This window comes from Sporocytophaga sp., from assembly GCF_017745095.1.
In the GTDB taxonomy this organism is placed as follows: domain Bacteria; phylum Bacteroidota; class Bacteroidia; order Cytophagales; family Cytophagaceae; genus Sporocytophaga.
The window spans coordinates 533,863-553,712 of the sequence record NZ_JAGHZZ010000002.1; the positions used below are offsets into that span (position 1 = coordinate 533,863).

11 protein-coding genes are annotated in these 19,850 nt (G+C 37.0%); 4 read left to right on the forward strand and 7 right to left on the reverse strand.

What is annotated here, in order from left to right; genetic code table 11:
- Position 1: 1 nt before the first annotated feature.
- The 3 genes from J7604_RS05015 to J7604_RS05025 are packed head-to-tail and all read right to left on the reverse strand — an operon-like array spanning position 2 to position 7,730.
- On the reverse strand, positions 2–4,909 hold the full coding sequence (locus tag J7604_RS05015; protein ID WP_293892000.1) for a DNA repair ATPase: 4,908 nt from the start codon (positions 4,907–4,909) through the stop codon (positions 2–4).
- Positions 4,910–4,933: 24 nt separating this feature from the next.
- Positions 4,934–7,048: a flotillin family protein gene (locus tag J7604_RS05020; protein WP_293892003.1), complete on the reverse strand. Its 2,115-nt coding sequence runs from the start codon at positions 7,046–7,048 to the stop codon at positions 4,934–4,936.
- 46 nt (positions 7,049–7,094) lie between these two features.
- Positions 7,095–7,730 carry a hypothetical protein gene (locus tag J7604_RS05025; protein ID WP_293892006.1) on the reverse strand — a complete coding sequence of 212 codons (636 nt, stop codon included), beginning with the start codon at positions 7,728–7,730 and terminating at the stop codon, positions 7,095–7,097.
- A 324-nt stretch (positions 7,731–8,054) separates the two neighbouring features.
- On the opposite strand from J7604_RS05025, the gene J7604_RS05030 reads away from it, so the two are divergent.
- The 3 genes from J7604_RS05030 (at position 8,055) to J7604_RS05040 (ending at position 14,547) form a co-directional block, all read left to right on the forward strand.
- A complete protein-coding gene (locus tag J7604_RS05030; protein ID WP_293892009.1) occupies positions 8,055–11,114 on the forward strand; it encodes a WGR domain-containing protein in 3,060 nt (1,019 codons plus the stop codon).
- A 3-nt stretch (positions 11,115–11,117) separates the two neighbouring features.
- Positions 11,118–12,761, forward strand: a complete 1,644-nt coding sequence (locus tag J7604_RS05035; protein WP_293892012.1) for an SWIM zinc finger family protein — start codon at positions 11,118–11,120, stop codon at positions 12,759–12,761.
- Between the two features lie 274 nt (positions 12,762–13,035).
- Positions 13,036–14,547 carry a reverse transcriptase domain-containing protein gene (locus tag J7604_RS05040; RefSeq protein ID WP_293892015.1) on the forward strand — a complete coding sequence of 504 codons (1,512 nt, stop codon included), beginning with the start codon at positions 13,036–13,038 and terminating at the stop codon, positions 14,545–14,547.
- A 73-nt stretch (positions 14,548–14,620) separates the two neighbouring features.
- On the opposite strand, the gene J7604_RS05045 is transcribed toward J7604_RS05040, so the two are convergent.
- From J7604_RS05045 to J7604_RS05060, 4 genes are all read right to left on the reverse strand, one after another.
- Positions 14,621–16,033 carry an RtcB family protein gene (locus J7604_RS05045; protein WP_293892018.1) on the reverse strand — a complete coding sequence of 471 codons (1,413 nt, stop codon included), beginning with the start codon at positions 16,031–16,033 and terminating at the stop codon, positions 14,621–14,623.
- Positions 16,034–16,552: 519 nt separating this feature from the next.
- Entirely contained in the window at positions 16,553–17,350 is a 798-nt protein-coding gene (locus J7604_RS05050) for a cation transporter (protein ID WP_293892021.1), read from the reverse strand.
- Between the two features lie 465 nt (positions 17,351–17,815).
- Positions 17,816–18,037 (reverse strand): hypothetical protein, encoded by a 222-nt coding sequence (locus tag J7604_RS05055; RefSeq protein ID WP_293892024.1) that lies wholly within the window; start codon positions 18,035–18,037, stop codon positions 17,816–17,818.
- Between the two features lie 126 nt (positions 18,038–18,163).
- Positions 18,164–18,964 carry a hypothetical protein gene (locus J7604_RS05060; protein ID WP_293892027.1) on the reverse strand — a complete coding sequence of 267 codons (801 nt, stop codon included), beginning with the start codon at positions 18,962–18,964 and terminating at the stop codon, positions 18,164–18,166.
- 551 nt (positions 18,965–19,515) lie between these two features.
- Here J7604_RS05060 and J7604_RS05065 point away from each other — a divergent pair.
- A complete protein-coding gene (locus J7604_RS05065) occupies positions 19,516–19,809 on the forward strand; it encodes a hypothetical protein (protein WP_293892030.1) in 294 nt (97 codons plus the stop codon).
- Positions 19,810–19,850: the final 41 nt, after the last annotated feature.

A 19,850-nucleotide genomic window follows, 5' to 3' on the forward strand; every position in this document is an offset into this window, starting at 1 on the left:
CCTATTCGGAAGACTTTTTTTCTATTGCTTGTTTTATACCTTCAACCCCTTCACCCAGCACTGCAAGCTGAGTAAGCAGTTGCGTTATCTGGCTGGAGTCCCCAATACCTTTAAAGCGTTGATTCTTTTTAAAGGTAGTTTTAATATCTTCCCACCTTACCTTTTCTTCAGGAGTGATCCTTCCTGTAATATCTTTAAACTTCAGCAGATTGGCTTCTGTACCTGTAGTTAAAGTCTGAGCTTCGTTTTGATAATGTGTATTGATAAGCATTTTCAATTCAGCTTCATTCATCACAGGTACTACTTTCTCGGCCATCTTATTCATATTCCTGTATGAACCTTGTAGCTTAAATACAGGCTCATTTCTGAATTCCTCTGCCTGGGAAGCAGAATGAATGTATTCCTGATTAACCCTGAGAACAGTGTCCCTAATAGCCACAAGCTTTTGCAGTATAGATACTATCTCATTTGTTTCTTCAGCTGCATAAGCTACTTCAAAGTCAAGACCGGTATTATCGCCTGTTTCGGCAATTTTGACAAAAGAGTAAATATCCTTAAGGCTCTTATTGGCAACCTTTGCTGTAATAGTGTTTGAGGTCAAACAGTTTTCTATATAACTTAGCTTGAACACCTCTGCTTTGTCACCTATAATATCCCCAAGGTTATATGTATCAGCCCTGTTGGCAAGCATGTCTGGTATTCTGAACTTTTCTCCGCTTTCTGTATAGGGGTTACCAGCCATTACCACACAGACTTTCTTTCCACGGAAATCATAAGTCTTTGATTTACCTTTATAGATACCTTCTATTTTTCTTTGTGCATCACAAAGCGAAATAAACTTTTGAAGAAACTCAGGATTGCAATGCTGAATATCATCAACATAAATCATAACATTGTCACCCATCTCAAATGCAAGATTCAGCTTTTCCAGCTCTTCCCTTGCTGCACCGTTTTGAGCTTCGGAAGGATCTACCGAAGTAATCTTATGCCCTATCGCAGGACCATTGATCTTCATAAAGATCAATCCCAGCCTATTCGCGACATATTCCATCAAAGTGGTCTTACCATAACCTGGAGGAGAAATCAGAAGCAACATACCCATCTGATCGGTACGTTTGTTCTCTCCTACCACTCCTATTTGCTTTGCAAGGTTTGCACCGATCAAAGGGAGATAAACATCATCTATCAACTTATTACGCACAAATGAACTAAGCACATTTGTTTTATATTCCTCAAGTCTTAGGTTAGCTCTGAAGGTTTCTGTTAATCCGCTTTTTTTCTCTACAAAAGCTGAATACCCAGCAACTACCTCTCTTTGATATCGTGATAACTTCTTGACGAATTTATTGAAATGAAACTGATAAGTACCATTCTGAATCAGGCTGTGACTTCCGGATAATCCTTCAAGCAAAACTTCTGATTTGGCAACAACTTCCTTGCAATTATCAAGACCCGACAATAATATGACAGCTGCTTCATCCACAAATTCAGGACTGGCAGATTTTTCACTATCAATAAATGCTTTTAACCAGTTTCTTGTCAGATCGAATTGATTGATGGGATTTCCATCCAGATTTTGAACTGAAGCTATACATTCCTCTTCATACTTTTTCTTCTTCAGAAATGCATTAAATGCCTTTGTTAACTCCAGAGCCTCATGACTGATGACAAATACCTCTCCTCTAACCATTTCATCAAACAGATAATCTGCAGCTTCAGAAGCAATCTCAGCTTCGAAAAAATGAGTCTGCTCTATGAAATTCTGTATTCCTGTTTTAAGCAGATTTATAATTTCCTGATGAGTATTTTTTCCTGGGAAAATTTTAAGGATGCTTCCTATCCCTTTTAATCTTAAATCAAAACTTCTCCTTGATTTTTCATCGAGAATGTGTAACCAGTAAAACCTTGCACACGCCCTGGCTTCAGAAGAGTATCTAAGAAGATCAAGACCTCCTTCAATATTTAAAAGAGCTTTAAGTATCAAAGCAGCGTCTCTGTCATTCACACCTTTGACATAACCTTCAGAATATCTATTCGACATGAATTCCTGAACAACCACGGTGAGAGAAGCCTCATCAAACTTAATCAAATGACCTTTATCAAATTTGGAATTTACTTGTCCCTCGTTAAAAATAAGCCATGCAAGATATTCCCCTCTGTAAACATGTTCGTTTTCAGATATCAGGTGCTGATTCCAGAACGGTTTTGTATTGAGGAAATCAGGATCCGTCACTTTTTCAAAGAAGCTTGTGCCAGTGATGTGGAAGAACATATCTTCCTGTCTGTTCACCATGGTAAGTTCCAGAGCCTGGGTGTTAACTGAAAAATTGTAGTTTCCGAACTTTACTACATTGGTGCCTCCGACAAATAGCTCTTTCTTATCCTTCAATTGCCTCAGCGCCGTTTCACGGAGATTTTTCATTCTGCCTTGAATGTCGTCGGCTTTTATGGTATCACTCAGATCATTTAATTGCTTTACAATATCTCTGAGCTTATCCATCATCAGATCAGAAGCAAAATAGCCATTGATCTCAGCAACTGTTTCGAAGGTTGCTACTCTGTTTTTTGCCCCGGACAGGATACGTTCCGCAGCGCTCATCAATGCATTAGCCCTGTTGTTGCGGGCTTCAATTAAAGATAACTTGCGATTTTCAAAAGCACCGTAAAGTTCTTCTCTCTTTTCAGAAACAATTTTAATAAAGCCATCAAAGTCTGGGAATTTTGCTTCCAGCTCTTCCAACTGGATCATTAGCTTGGAAAGAAATTCCTCACATTTATCAGGCGTTGAACTTATATCCAAATAGTTTACAATGGACTGATCCAATAGTTTTATCTGAGAGTTAAATTCAGCCTCGCTCTCTGATTTTCTCAGATCCAGCTTTTTGTTTTTAAGAGAAGCTTTTAGTTTGTTGATTTCCGAAAAGATAAGAGAAATAGTATCAATGATCTTAGTAGTCTGGGTAGCATCATCAATCTTCAGGTTACTGACTATCTGAATCAGCATTTCCAGTTCATTGCTTACCTGCCCGATTTCTTCTTCTGCCTTATTAGCTTCAGTAACCTTGATAACCTTCTCTGCAGAAAGCTTCAGAACATTCACTCGTTCGTGGTATGGAAGCAAAGCCTTTTCCTGCAAGAGGAATTCAACACATTTTACAGAAAGCTTTTCAGATTCATCAGAGATATTCTTTTCAAGATCATTTACAGACTGAAGATCGACGTATCTCAATTCTTTCAAAGAAATAATATCACCTCTCAGTGACCTTAGCTCCGAAAGAATATTGACAAAAGTATTTATATCCTCAAACCTATCTCTCTTAATCTGTTCAAGAATCGCTTTGGCTCTATCAGTTTGTCTTTTGACCTGATCCAAAGTATTCTTTTTTATCCTGACTACTTTTTCAAATTCTTCAATGGTAGCTGCAGCTGTTGTTTTGATTTCAGCAACTGGCAGACCCAGATTGAATGTAGCTTCTTCCCTGATCCAGTAATAAGAATCAAGCAGGTCAGTGCTTATTTTAACGATATCAAGATATAAATTTGAATATGCTTCGTCATTCTTGGAAAGGAGGCCAAGTACTTCCGAGCACTCTGCCATACAACGAACGATGTCCTTATTTCCGATTTTATACAAATAAGAATCAGGAACTACAGGAGGCACATAGGTGCTGCTGCAATATGCAGAGCTCCATATCTGTATTGTATGATGCTTGACCGGTTCATTATGGTCAATAAAATAGATCAGTTCTCCATTATCAAAAATAGAGTATCCATGACAAAGAATGAGATTGTCAACCTTTTGTTCTATAAGGTTATATGGAAGCAAAATATAAGCACCTTGCTCATCATTATAGAACACATATAGGTAGTCTTCACCATTAGGAGACTGAATCCTCTTTTCAAATCTGAGGCCCTGAAGGTCATTTTCAAAAAGCTTAAACTCACCAGTCTGCAGATAATAACCTTTAGAAAAAATGACACCATGATTTTCAGGAAGTAATACACAGGAGTCCTTTATTGCATCAATCCTTTGTGCCTTTTTGATTTTATCATTATAGACAATATACCTGAATTTATCCTCCTTGAAAGGTTTTATTTTCAGCAGAATGATATTACCAAGGTCTGCATAATACATCTCTGCATCATCCAGTCTCTGATCTTTATCTTCAACAGGTTCTGAATAAATTCCTTCTCCGTTTTCAGTATTGTCTTCAATCTTTATTGTTAAATCTCCTCCTATTGTTTCGATGAAGACCTTGTCGCGCACGGAAACATGAGGGTGCTTTCCCTTTCTGTGATAGTCTCTTGATGTACGCTCCCATTCAAATCCATATTGAGGAGGAAATTTATATTCATGTTCGCTTCTGTTTCCTTCGTACTTTAATTCCTCCCCGCTAATAAGGAATTTGAATGTCTTAATATCCTTGGCGCCTTTTCCGATACGGAAGACCATGTACAAATAAGGACCAATGACTGCGAACTTTTCAAAGAAAGTACTTTTGTAGTATTTATAAAGTTCTTTAAAATCCGATTCAAAAAGTTCTGTCTGAATCTTATTGAGTCCAACATGAACAAATGAATGGTCCTTATATTGATAAATGCTGAACACATCAGTCAGAACGGTTTCCGATCGTAAGCCAATGTGGACGTTGTATCCGAATAAAAGATAAGTACCCAGAGAAACCATATCTCTGGGTACACAATTATTTTCCGTGGTAATCCTTGCTGTTGCTACTAGCTTCTGCTCTATAGCCCCGAAGACATTTTTTCTGTCTTCGTTAAGTTTCCCTAGTCTATCCCGTAGGTCCTTGCCGGACTTATCAAGTCTGCTTCGCAACACTTCATAAGTACCGGAATCAAGTTGTACTGCCTTAGAATCTGAAGTATTTTCAGGTTTTACTTCTGCCATGATTACTTAATAAATCTTGACGTATTATTCTTTTGTTTTAATCTTTATTCCTAGGTTTTCAAGCGTCTGGTTTGCAATACCCAAATCTCTTGCTTCATTTAATACAGAAGCCAGAGTGTTTTTAAGAGCATTGTCAACAGTTCCTGAGCTTAACTTTAAAATCAGCGCAGATATCGACAAATTCTTAATATCCTCAGTAGACAGCTTGTGCTTACCTAATAGATCCTGTATTCTTTCCAGTAAATTTTCATTTCCATCACCTAAGAATGAGCCTTTGATATCAGTAAGCAGTTTGCTGTTATCTACCATTTTATCAAGCGACTTTCCTTTTGTGATAGAACCGACAATTTTATCAAAGAACATTGTTTCACCACCCACGATTTCGATCTTAGAAGCCTTCAATGCCTCAGAGATAACTTTAGCCTGAGCTTCAGCGATATCTTTCTGAATAGTGATTTCAGCAAGTTCGATAGATTTCTCTTTATCAAGTTTAAGTTTGAACTCTTCGTGATCTTTACCAACCCCATCTAATTTCTTCATTGCATCTGCTTTCTGAGTAATACCCTGAGCTTCAGCTTCCATCTTCTTATGTAAAACAGTAGCTTCCATTGTACCTTTTTTCTCATCAGCAGCAGCTTTGGCTTCTATACCTTTTGCTTCAGCAGTTGCTTTCGCTTCGATACCTTTTGCTTCAGCAACAGATTTTTTCTCTAAAACCAATGCCTCTGTAGTACCCTGTTTTTCCAGTGCTTTTGCTTTAGCCTCAATTACCTGGGCCTCAGCCATACCCTTGGTTGACTCTTCAAGTACCGTTACTTCTGCAATTGTTCTTCTAGCATCAGCCTGGCTCGCAGATGCTTTTTGAGCAGCCTCTGCTTCTAACATTAATTGCAATGCTTTGATCTCTGCAGCAGCTTTCATAGCCTCCGCCATTTTGATTTCTTTTACTTTCAGCTCTTCAGCCTGAGTCGTTGCATTCGTAATTGCTACTTCCTTATTTCTGTTTGCTTCAGCAAATGCTTTCGCATCTTTTATCTTTTCTTCTTCAGTAACAACTGTTTTTTCAACCATTACTCGCTCTCTGATCACATCCTGAATATTTTTCTTTTCTTCTTCAAGCGCTTTATCTTTTTCAATTATTGCCAGAGCAACAACTCTTTCCTTCTCATTTGCTTCAAGTAACTTATCTTTCTCCACACGTTGCGTTTCAACAGCATCAGTTCTTTCTTTGCTTTTAGAAGCCACGATGATCTGTCTCTGTTTATTTTCTTCTGCGACCTGAATACCTTCTTCTGATTTTATTCTTGCAAGTTCAGATTTCAGCTTCTCTTCTGCCATTACCTTTTCTGCTTCAGCTTTTTCTCTTGCACGAATGATGGCAATTTCTCTTTGCTGCTTTTCTTCGCTTTCGGCAAGCTGCTTATTTAGTTCAAGGATTGCCTCTTTAGCTTCCACGTCCTGCTTGCGCAACACCTTCTCTTCATTTCTTTTGATTTCATTCGCAAGAATTTTTTGCTGAGCAGTGATCTCAGTAATTTTCTTGATACCTTGTGAATCAAGAATATTATCAGTCTTCATAAACTCAAGCGAAGTTTGCTCTAGGTAGTCTATAGCACAATCATCAAGATGATATCCATTCAGATCAGTACCAATGATATCAAGGATTTCCTTTTTAAATTTATCTCTGTCGGAATAAAGCGAAACAAAATCAAATCTTCTACCTACTGTTTTCAGGGCTTCTGAAAATTTCGAATCAAAAATTGAAACAAGTGTTTCCTTATGAGAAGCACGCTCGCAACCTATCGTCTGAGCGACTTTCACAACATCTTCTACTCCTTTATTAACTCTTACAAAAAAAGCCACTTCTATGTCTGCACGAATGTTGTCCTGACAGATCAATCCGTCTTTTCCTATTCTTTTGATGTGAAGTGTTTTCAAAGAGATATCCATAATCTCCATTTTATGAAGAACCGGAATCACAAACATAGCAGTAAATGTAACCTTCGTTCCTCCAGCTCCTGTTCTTACAATAGCTTTACCTTGAGGTACTTTTTTATACCATTTTACTAATAGAACAAGGATCATCACGACGAAAAAAATTCCTATCAGAATTGTCGTCATTAATACATTCTCTAACATTGGATTTAAGATTTATAAGAGTTGTTAATATGTGTTTATTATTAGTTTATTTTTCGGAATCATATGGCTCGGCAATATAGTAATCGCCTCCTTTGACATATTCAATTAAAAGAGCTGAACTTCCTTTTGAAAGCAGCTTACCTGGATATGTCCTTATATTAATTCTGATTGGATCACCGTTTCTATTGATTTCTCCCTGGCCGTTTCTTTCAGAAGTAGTTTCCACAAAAACTGTACAGACTGAACCAGTATAATCACTTACTGTATCAGCCTCTTCAGTATTTAGCTTTAGCAAACTATATATTTTAGAAAGAGGAATAGTAATGAGACGTGTTACAATAAACGACCCTATGATTGCAGGAATATATATAATTAAGGCAAAAAATAAGGATGAATTTCCCAGATAATAATTGGTCAAAATTGTAATCATCCAGAAAAAAAGGACGAAGAAACTGATTACAATTGCGATTGGAAGATCTCCGAAATCAAAAGTCTTTCCTAAAATTGAGTCAGAATCGGTTTCAACTTCGATGTGTCCCTTATCCAGTTCTACATCGCCATGAAGCATGTCCAGATCAAACAAGCCGATCAGGTTTATTACCCAATAAAACAACACCAGAAGGAGTAAAATGGTAACTGGTAAATTTGAATTTTTAAAAGATTCCGTTATTAATTCATTCATTGATTCAGAATTGTAATTCGATTACGGTTATACAATAAAAAGGTTAGTAAATAAATGGTTAAAAGCTATTCTTACCCCGACTAAAAATGATAATCAAATATATATAAAAAGAACTTTAAAAGTTAAATTTTTTCAAGAAAAAAATTTGGCCATTTTTTTCCCCTACACCAAAATTCTTAATAGACTCGATCCTAATTTTTCCTAATATCTTCCAATCGAAAAATCTATCATTTATTGGAAATTACTATCGATATTAACTATTTTGTCCCTTAATACTTTGGATGATATTCATTTTTAATCAGAAAACTTTTAACTCAAATTGTTTTGAAACTGATAAAGCAAATAAAATTATACTTTCAGGAAGGGAACTCTGACAAAGTTTATGAAATCGACCTTTGCGAATCCGGAGACGGATTTTTGGTTAATTTCCGCTATGGAAGAAGAGGCGCTACCCTGAAAGAAGGTACCAAAACTATATTTCCAGTAGACTTGCAGGAAGCAAATAAAGTTTTTGATTCACTGGAAAAAGAAAAAAGAAGTAAAGGATATTCCACAGAGGGTGAACCGATGGCCGTCTTTAACAAACCTACTAAAGGTTCCAAAGACAATGACCGGAGGAAGAAGGCTATTCTGAAAATTCTGAAGAACGCAGTTGATGGTGATGAGCCTGAGAACTGGCCATTAGCCAGAGTGTTCTGGAGAGCTGGAGAACTTAATATACAGGAGGCGATTCCTTTCATTCAAAAACTGGTTGATCAGTCCGACGATATTTCTGTTTATTCTGCGGTCTGGGCTATCGGAAAATGTGGAAACTCCAGTTCTGTCACTTTTCTTAAATCACTGCAGCAAAAACAGAATTGTCCTCAATATTTAAGAGAAATTATATCAGAGGCATTATTCAAAATATCTGATCTTGCAGAAAGGAAAACAACTGGAGAATCACTTCTTGCAATTCTTCCAGAGCATATAATGAAGTTGCTTCAGTTGGAAGATTATTCAGGACTTGACATCCAACTAAAAGAATTACTATTTAAAACTCAATCATCATCCAACGAGTATCTGTCTTCAATTTATCGATTATCTCATGATAATAACGAATTAAAGAGAATATTATCAGGTATAATCAATGATGTTCCTCTCACTTATAATTACTTCAAACATATCAGACATATATTTAAAATGGCTGAAATGTGGGAAGATTATGAAATCTTTGGAATTGTTGCAAAAAACATAGACAAACATTCTCCCGGACCATACAGCGATAAAGGAGCTTTTAGCAGTAAAACCAAAAGATATCTTTCTGCAAGAATTCTAAGATCACTTAGAAGGCTCGGTGAAGCGAACGCTTCAACATACAAAGAAATGGCTTGCGGAGTATTATTGGCTTTTGATGATAGCAAAGACGGCAAACCTTCTTATCATCGTTCAACATATACTTATGTATATAACAAGCAAACGAAGAGGCATGATGTAATTGAAACAAAAACATATTTCGATACGAATGCAATATATAGAGCATTCAATTTTATTCTGTTCCAGAATAGTCCCAGATACACCTTGGGCCCAAATGGCTGGCAATGTATATCGCCATATATGCCAGTCAATGAAGCTCCATCTCAGAGAGAAGAAGCATTTCCGGAACTTTGGAACAATGCTGTAAAAGAGATCATCAGGCTCCTTTCGTTTTCCAAAGCGTCACAGGTACATGAGTTTGCCTTAAAGGTCTTTAAATCGAATCCAGAATTTGCCAATCAGCTTACTACTGAAAATATTGTAGACTTTCTGAACACATCTTTCGAAATAACAAGAAAGGTTGGTTTGGAAGAAGCCATGAAAGTGTACAATAAAGCTAACCCTGATACGCAATTACTACTTGGAATGCTTCAAAGTCCATTACAGGAAGCCAGCGAACAGGCTATACAATGGATTGAAGAGCAAAAACAAATTTTCATAAATAATTCTGAGTTCATTACTGAGTTAATTTTCATAAGAAACCCTTTCATTCAAACCAAAGTAAGGTCTCTCCTCGTTTCAGCTAATATTCCTAATGAACAAGCTGAAATAGTCATTGGAAAAATTCTTGCTACCATCATCAAGACTGAAGGTAAATCTGAAGATGATCAGCAATTTGTTATTCACGCGGGCCAAGCATTGCTTGATATTTTCAAAAACCATCTGGATTTTATTGGAACAGATATCATCAGAGATCTTCTTCAACATAGATCTCCTGAAGTACATGCAATTGCAGGTTCAATACTAGTTTACAAAAAATTAAATCCTGAACTTATCCCAGGTGATCTTCTTCAAGCTCTTTTAAAATCAGAAAATAAAAAAGCCAGAACCGCAGGTATTGAGCTCTTAGGACGATTTTCGGAAACATCTTTAATAGAAAAGAAAGAGCTTCTTATCAGCTTCTGTTTATCACCACTTGCGGATGTTCGAAATGCTGTAAAACCAATTATAGCAAAGCTTACAAAAGCATACCCTGCGTTCGGCAATGAGCTAATCGATTTGTTTGTTCCTGCATTTCTGATGAAGGAAACTTATGAAGGATTGCACCAGGATTTACTAAGTCTTCTTACAACAGAACTGAGTAACAACCTGTCAGTCATCAACAAAAATCAGAGCCTTTTTCTTCTTAATTCAAAATTCAGATCTGCTCAGCAACTTGGAGCTGCATTGCTGAAACTGACAATAAGAGAAGAAGATTTATCAATGGCAGAATTGGTAAAAATTTCAAGTAACCCTAATGAAGAGGTAAGAAAATATGCATGGAACTACTACAATAACAACCATTCCAAAATAAAGGAAAATAAAGAAGAAGCATTAAGGATCGTAGATTCTGATTGGGAAGATACAAGAAACTTTGCTTTTGATTATTTCAGAAATATATTCAAACAAGAAGACTGGTCTGCTGACGACCTTATTGCCCTTTGCGACAGCACAAGGGAAACAGTCCAGAACTTTGGAAAGGAAATGATTACCAAATTCTTTAAGAGTGAAGACGGGGATGAATATTTATTAAAACTAAGTCAGCACCCGGATACAAGATTGCAATTATTTACATCTTCATACATTGAAACATATGCTAGTGGAAAACCAGATGTTGTCGAAAAATTGAAGCCCTATTTTATCACCTTACTCTCTCAGGTTAATAAAGGTAAAGCAGCAAAAATGCGCGCAATGGAGTTTCTGAGAAAAGAAGCTTTGAAAGATGAATCCATTGCACAGATTGCATCGGAAATTCTAAACAGAGTATCAGGTTCAATGGCAATAACTGAAAAAGCAGGGTGTATTGCTGCTCTCAGAGATATCCGAAAAAAATATCCTTCATTGCAAAACCTTGTTAAAGTAGTTGACTATTCTGAATATGTAAAGAAATAAGCGATGGAATTCAATTATAAATTTAAAGGAGATACAACGGTTAAAAATACATCAGGCTCTACAAGCATGACGTTCGCGCCTGATATATATCGTGAGCCAACCTATTTCTCCGGATATCTTAACAAGCATATTCCGTTCAGAGAAGCCATCTCAGCCCTTCATGACATAGTGATTTCTGATTTTCGTTTTAAACCAAAAGACAAAACGGATTACAAGGCATGGGTAAAAGAACAAGAAGACATCTGGCTTGCCCAATACCTTGGAGGCGCAGAAGATGTAGAACAAAAACTTAAAGGCATTAGGTTTGAGCTTGAAAAAGTAAGGAGGGAAAAATACAATGTAATGGAACCCTTCTACAAAGCTCAAAACAAATATTTCCAATACCTTTACCGCACCAGTCCGGAGTTGATGAGAGTATATGATCCGGTTATAACAGTTCATCCCGATGAATTATTTTTTGAATGCTTCAGTCAGGACGAATCTTCTTATGGCAAGCTAGGATGCAATTATAATGTATTTAAAAATCTGAGCGAATTTAAATGTGGCACAACGAACATCGATTATTCATCAAGTTTGTACAATGAATTTCAGAAGATAAGAGAGTATAAGGATACCCATTTCAATATAGATCCTTCCGGATTTGAGGTGCAGACAACTGCAGAAGAAAGCTACAAAGAAGTTAAAATAGATGTACCGGCGAGCTGGGTAAGAGGATTTCTTCAGGTTAGCTCCGCGATGTCAATTCCTGCAACTACTTTCGAATTACATCCAATGGATGTGTATAACATCTGTTTTGTACTCAAAAGACATAAAGAAAAAGAAGGACCAAGATCTATACGGTATATCCTGAAACCTGGAGAGCCCATAAAATTGATTTTTGAGCCATGGAATTATGAAATAAAATGCCTGAGATCGATTTATACAGGGAGTGAAGCAAAAGAAATTAGAATATGGGGAAGAAGAAGATTATTACTGTTAGAAAGATTAATACCAGTAACAAAATCTTTTAAAGTTGTTCTTTTGGGTTCGGGCCTCCCCTCCTTTTATGTAGCTGACTTAGGAGATATGAATTTTACACTTGGCCTATCAGGCTGGACAGCCAATGACTGGTCACGTATGGGTAACTTTGATCTTCTTGCTCCAAGAGCAGAAACAGATGCGATGACCATGCAAAAGGTTTTTATAGGGCTAAAAGAAAAATGGGTGGAAAAACCGGAAGTATTGGCCTCCAGACTTCAACTGGATAAATCCCTTGTTCTTGGAGCCTTGTCAGCCTTTACTCAGCAAGGTAAGGCCATCTATGATATAAATAATAATTGTTATAGAATAAGAGAGCTTTCAAGAGAAAACTTGCCACTTGAAGCGCTAAGATTTTCCAATGCAAGAGAAGAAAAAGCCAATAGATTCTTTAACAACAGAAGTGTCCAACTCAATGTTGAAGTATCCGGAGGAAAGCAAAGGTTAACAGGGAATGTTAAAGAAGATAGCCAGACTTATAAACCTGAACTTTTGATAGACAGTGATGAAAGAATTGTAAGCGGCAAGTGTAGTTGTAATTTCTTTCAGCAAAACAAACTGATGCAGGGACCATGTGAGCATATGCTTGCATTGAGAATTGCATTCAGAAAGAAACAAAATTTGTATTAAAGTTTGTAACAGATAAATTTAAAAATTAGCTTTGTAATGGTAGTGGCGGGATATTAAAATCTTGCAACCCGGGCTGTGTATCACAGTCCTTGTACACAGCTTACTAACGCGCCACCGGCTCGTTCTTAACTGTGCGATCCTGCCACTACATGCTCATTTCCGGTGAGAATTCCAGGAATTGAAATAAGCATGTAGTGACGTCTCGCTGGAGTTGACCAATCCGGTCCTCAGAATGACGAAGAATATCCTGTACACTACCATTTTTTATATTCCTATGGCCAACACAGAAAACTCTCAGCCTACCAGACAACAGCTGTATGACCGTATTAAAGCAAGCGGCAGAAATGCTGTGATACTTGAAGAAATGCAGCGACTAGGCTTCTGGAAAAGTGAAGATGGAGCATCAGCGATTCCGGAAATGCTGATACACAAAGAGGCTGATCTTATCAAAGAACTGAATAAGCTACTTCAGCAGCAGCGGATATATCAAAACAGAGAAGAAGCGCTGAAAAAGGTAAGGCAAGCAAGGCTTGAACAAGCCAGAAAAAAAAGAGAAGAAAACAAAATTCTCAGAAAGCAAAAGAGAGAAGCCAAAGCTGCAAGATGGAAAGAACTCAAGGATAAAAACATTATTTATCTTGGCGAAAAGGTTTCAAAAGGCTTACATAACCAGACAAGCAACAACGATAAGCTATTAAAATATCAATTACCGATACTTCAAACAGCAGAAGAATTATCTTCAGCAATGAAGCTTTCTATCGGAGAACTTAGGTTTCTTTCCTACAACAGAACTATCAGTAAAATCAATCATTACAGAAGGTTTTATATTCCCAAGAAAACAGGAGGAAAAAGGCTTATCTCCACTCCTATGCCCAGACTAAAAAAGGCTCAGTACTGGATACTTGAAAACATTCTTAACAAAATAGATCCTACGGAATCGGCACATGGCTTTGTTAAGAAGAGATCTATCATCACCAATTCACTGCCCCATGTGAAAGCTGAGGTTGTTGTGAATATTGATCTTAAAGATTTCTTTCCTTCTATCACCTATCGAAGAGTTAAAGGACTATTTATTGCATTGGGTTATTCTGAACAGATTTCTACAATATTCGCTTTGATCTGTACCGAACCGGATTGCGATCAGGTGGAACTGGACGGAAAAACATACTACGCTGCAGGAACTGATAGATTCCTACCACAGGGCGCTCCGACTAGCCCTGCAATCACTAATCTTATTTGCCGTAAACTTGATCTGAGATTAAAAGGAATTGCAACCAAACTAAATTTCAATTATACACGATATGCAGACGACCTCACCTTCTCTGCCTCAGGAGTAGCAACTTCCAATACTTCAACTCTTTTAGGTTTTGTTAAGAAAATAATAAAAGACGAAAAACTTCATATAAATCCTGATAAGCTTCGTGTACAACGGAAGGGCGCAAGGAAGGAAGTAACAGGAATTGTAGTAAATGATAAGCCAAGTGTATGCAGAAAGGAGCTGGATAAATTTAGAGCCCTTTTGCATCAAATAGAAAAAGAAGGAACAATAAAAGGGAAACACTGGAACAATAGTAACAACCTCCTCGCTTCGATAAAGGGATATGCAAACTTTGTAAAAATGGTTAATCCAGAGAAAGGAAAACCACTTGAAGAGAGAGTGAAGAAGATTCTTGAAGCACACCGCTATAAACATGTAATCAAGCATAAACCTAAACCACCTAAAGCTTCTGATATCACAATCAAACAAGAAGCAGTGAAGAAAAAACCTTGGTGGAAATTCTGGTAAACTAATCATTATAAAAAACAAGAAGGATCAAAACTATTTGATTCTTCTTGTTAACTTTTTTATACAACTCAATTTAATCAACTTCCTGAAACTTTTCGTCTCCGCACATTCTCACGATCTTTGGCAAGAATATTCCTACGACTTCAACAAGATCTTTCTGAGCTTCCATAACCGTCTTAATATCTTTATAAGCCATTGGTGCTTCATCTAAGCCAGAGCCGATCAGCTCTACGCCTGCCTTATTCAACTGTTCCTTGACAGCCTCCGGCTTAAGAGTATTCTTAGCCTGCGTTCTTGACATTGCACGCCCGGCACCATGTGAAGCAGAATTTACTGATTCCTTATCACCTTTACCTCTTATCACATAACCCGGTGCAGTCATAGAGCCTGGAATAATTCCCAACACACCTTTACCTGCAGGAGTCGCGCCTTTTCTATGAACGATGACATCATTACCTCTCGCATCTTTCTCTTTCCAGGCGAAATTATGGTGATTCTCAATCATAGCAACAGGATTCGTTCTAAGTCCTATAGCCATCCTTTCATGGATCTGGTGATGACACGCAGAGGCATAGTCTCCGGCAAGATTCATTGCAAGCCAGTATTCCTGACCTGCCTCTGTATCAAGATCAAGCCAGGCAAGGTGTTTCGCCTCCTGTGGTAGCTTACATGTTTCCATTGCCAGTTTAGTATAATGGTTTGCAATCGATGCGCCCATTCCTCTTGAACCTGAGTGCGACAAGAGCGATAGATATTTACCTGGAATAATATTCCATTCATTATTAGAATCAAGTACTTCAACAATACCGAATTCCACGAAATGGTTTCCACCACCGGAAGATCCAAGTTGAGCATATGCCCTATCCTTAAGGTCTCTTAAAATTCCAATTTCCGAGAACAAAGGATTTGATATAATTTCATGATCTTTTGGCTTCTTAAATGTAGCTCTACCAAACATTGTATTATTGACAAGCATCTTCATCAGATCTTCTTTTCCTGTCTCTACATAACCTGCTGGAATATCAAAAATAGACATACACATACGACAACCAATATCCACTCCTACACCATATGGTATCACAGCATTTTTAGTAGCAAGCACTCCACCTATAGGTAATCCATAACCCTGATGCGCATCTGGCATTAATGCACCCGCTACAGAAACTGGAAGTCTCATAGCAGTATCCATTTGCTTGATAGCTCCAGCTTCTATCCCTTCTTTACCATAGATTTTATATGACTTAGGAGAAGGTAAAAGTTCAATGATCTCATCCTTTTTATTAGGCCTCAGCAATTCTTCCGCAATCGAATAAGTTTTTGAATCATTGAGAAAATCTGATGGAGAAGTTAAAACCCTTTTCATTATAGCAAGGATATTTTCCGGTTCCTCAAGAGAATAATCTTTATGAATAACTTCAAGTGCTACACCGATTGCTTTACCCTCCGGATATCCAATTTCAATTAGCTGATTCCCATTTATTTTCATTTCATTCTAGATTATTTATTTCTTAACTTATAATTAATTCAGCACTTTCTAATTAAGAACCAATACTTTAAAACAGAAATTTCTTCACTTAAATTTCTCTTATGAGACCCCTCCGTCATTTTGCGGAGAGGTCTTCAGCATTTAAATATCTGGTATTTAAATTAATGATTCAAAATTGAGAAGGCACTACGCATTATTTTTGCGTAGTGTAAATATTTTTTTAAATTTAAGAAAGAAAGCAAAAAATCTCATCCCTAGCACTTCTCCTGAAGGACATGGCCGTCAACTTAGTGATGAGACAAGTAAAAAAATAGTTTTCCCTGCTATATAAAAGAGAAGTAATAATGGAAAAAGAGAGCAACAGTTTGAGCAACAGCAAGACTATTTCTGGAATATTTTGTTGCTGTTGCTCAAACTGTTGCTAATGTACTTTAATTAAGATTATGTAATTCTAAAGTTGCTTAAGTTGACGGCTATGGTGCAGACACCGGCCAGGGCACTGTACATAATTCCTTGATTTTATTTAGCTAGTTTAAGGATTGAAAAAGAACCTCTGAGGACAATAATAAAAACTACAGATCCGATAATCAAATCCGGATACTTTGAGTTCGACAAATAAACAAGTACACCTGCCATTATTACTCCGAGATTAATAATAACATCGTTGGATGTAAAGATCATACTTGCCTTCATGTGTGCTTCATCGCTTTTGGATCTTTGCAGCAAATACAAACAAAGGCCATTCGCTATTAAAGCAAAAATTGATACGATGATCATTGTTTTAAAGTCTGGTAGTTCTTCATAACCTAAAAATCTTCTAACGACCTCTATTATTCCAAACAGAGCAAGAGCAATCTGGAAGTATCCACTTAAGGTCGCAATTTTTTTCTTTTTGGTAATAGTGCCTCCGACAGCCAGTAAGCTTAATCCATATACCAAAGCATCAGCAAGCATGTCAAGACTATCCGCCACCAACCCCATTGATCTGGATAGGAATCCTGTAGTAATTTCAATAATAAAGAAAGAGAAGTTGATCATTAAAACCTTCCAAAGTAAAGAAGATTGCCCTTTATCTGAAACACGACTTAGTAAACCGTCTCCAACCTTTTCAGTTTTATAAAGCGAGGAATTAAAATTTAAAGCATCTATTGACAATACAATCTTATTAAGATTTCCTTCGTGATAAACAGTAAGCTTTCTATTTGGAATATCAAATTCAAGACCCTTAATTTCTTCAATTCCATCAAGTTTCATTCGGATCATACTTTCCTCGGAAGGACAATCCATTTTTTTTACTAAAAACTCCGATTTATCCATTTTTACATTCTATACTCAACAAATATAAAAATTCCATCCTATTTTATTTTTTCCCATACTTCTTCCCGGCAGGTGTCTGCATCATAGCTATCAATTTAACATTGTTTTGTAAACAACAATAGGCCGTTTGGTCATCCTGAGCTTGCGAAGGAACTGATAGTCACCAAAAATTTGCTATTAAAACTACCATTCTGCAGGATAACTTATTTATATTCATTTTGAAAGTCCGGATTCTTCGCAGATCTCAGATTGACAAAGGAAAGATTCTGTTAAGTTGATTATGATGCAGACACGGCCGGGTATTGGACCGGATCTTGAGGAAAACATAATTATAATGGGACTGTATTATTACACCGGGGAATTAAAACACAAATCCTATTAATAAAAAATTAATTCATTAAAAGTTTCCCTCTGTAAAACAAAAAAGCCCCTTCCAAAACAGAAAGGAGCTTCTTAAAAGGAAAACTATACACAAACCTTACTCCTAATCCCATCCCCAACCGACACTACGATATTAATCACCAGCTTCACTACAGGATTTTTAACCATAGCAGCAATTGCATTAAGCGCAACTTTAGCATTGTCCCAGTTTTCACAAAAGACAGACTGAGCACTTTTACCTTTAGCTTTGGCATCTAAATTAATGCTCATATTTTCCAGATTGGATAACATAGCTAATTCTTTCATAATTGATAAAAATTTAATGTTTGAAAATTTATTAAAAAGTATCTATTCTAACTCTCAAAGAACATCAAGAACTTTGAGAGTTTTTTTACTTATAACTTATTACTTACAACTTATAACTTCTAACTTCTAAAACACATTCGTAATCTTCATGCTATTCCCCTGTGCCAATAAGTATGGCTTGCTGGCCACCATTTGATAAAACTCAATGCCTATACAAGCAACCAAAGCACTCGTTGCAAGCAAAGCAGGAGCCGGTGTTATTGTTGGAGTAAGTTCAGTAGTAGCACCAACAAATCCACCTATCGGAATAAAGACGCTGGAAGCAGATGCATTACGGGTATTACTTTCAATATCAGTAGGCACATACTTCTTTGACGATTCATCAAATTCGTAAGAAGAAAGAGCACTCGCAGTAGCAATGATCCTCAGGTGCGTAGCGCCTGAAGGAACATGAATACTATTGTCAGTACTAAAGTCCGGAATAGTGAATGTTGCAGCAGTACGATCCGTATTTACAGCCACACTATATGGAGCCATGAACACACTGTCAAACAAAGTGAAGCGGTTAAAATTAAAACCAACAAGCAAATCCTTGTGTTTTAAAATTTCTATCGGCCTTTGCCCCCTTGTTCCGGAATCAGCCCTGTTGACCATGATCCTGAACTGTTTCATAAGAGCACTTGTAACTCTTGAGTCAGACATAACATCCAGGTAAGTCTGAAGGCCTAGACGCAGAGCTTTTCCGGCAGCTGCAGAACCAGCAAACTCCTGATTGTTTTCTCTTGTCCTTCTGAATGCCGGATCAGATTGGATCTTCTCTTTTGAAGGACCGTTTGTTTCTCTTGTGAAGTTTTCACCATTTTGTTGGTAAAAAGTGATTCCACCTAAGGAACCATTGATTTTGATTATGCCTTTTTGACGGGCCATAGCTTTAAAATTTAGATTGTTAAAAATTACTCTATTTCAGACTTAAAAATAAGTGGCCTTAAACGTATACATTATAAAAGCCCCAGCTGGTTTAAATTTGTTCTGAATTTGAGACAAGATTAAAACCTTAAAAAGTAAAAGTCAATACCATATTGACAGAGTACATCCCAACTATGCCTGAACTCAAGAAGATTCTTTAAAAGATTATATTAAGCGGAAAGCGGAAAGCACAAAGCGAAAAGTTTTTACACTCATATTTTTACTTTAAGCTTTACGCTTTTTGCTTTCAGCTTTTTTCCTATCTTTGTCCCGTTCAACCTAAACACTGTAATTGCTTATCGAATAGAGTCCAGATTAAAAGACTTTTATATATAATAAAATTGCGTTAGCATATTCTTGACATCGAAAACCGCGAATTTTCAAAAACACAAGAATAGCTAGGTGTTCCGCTATTGCGTGGACTTAGCTATTGTGTTTTGGGCTCTTCGCGGTGCCTCGATGTCAGTAGCTACTGTTCCACGCATTTTTTATTGTCTTAATTTTTAACCCGCTTGCGGAACGAAGCACAAACCCAACAAACATTTATGGAAACAAATCCAGGAAACAGAGTAGCTGTTATCTTAGCAGAAGACACGATCCTCAACCAGAAAATCATCGACGAGCTGGACATCCTGCTCAAGCTGATTTCTCCGCAGGACATGAACAAGGTCTTGATCTATGTCTTCTTCATGTACATCTACTATGCGGAAAACGATGTGTATTGTTCTGATCTGAAGACAACATCAGAGATTACCTATCTCTTAATCGATTTTTTCACAATGGCAGGAGAACAAATTAAAAAGTAAGAACTTTTAAAACTGTAACCTTCCCATTATTAGGACAGCTC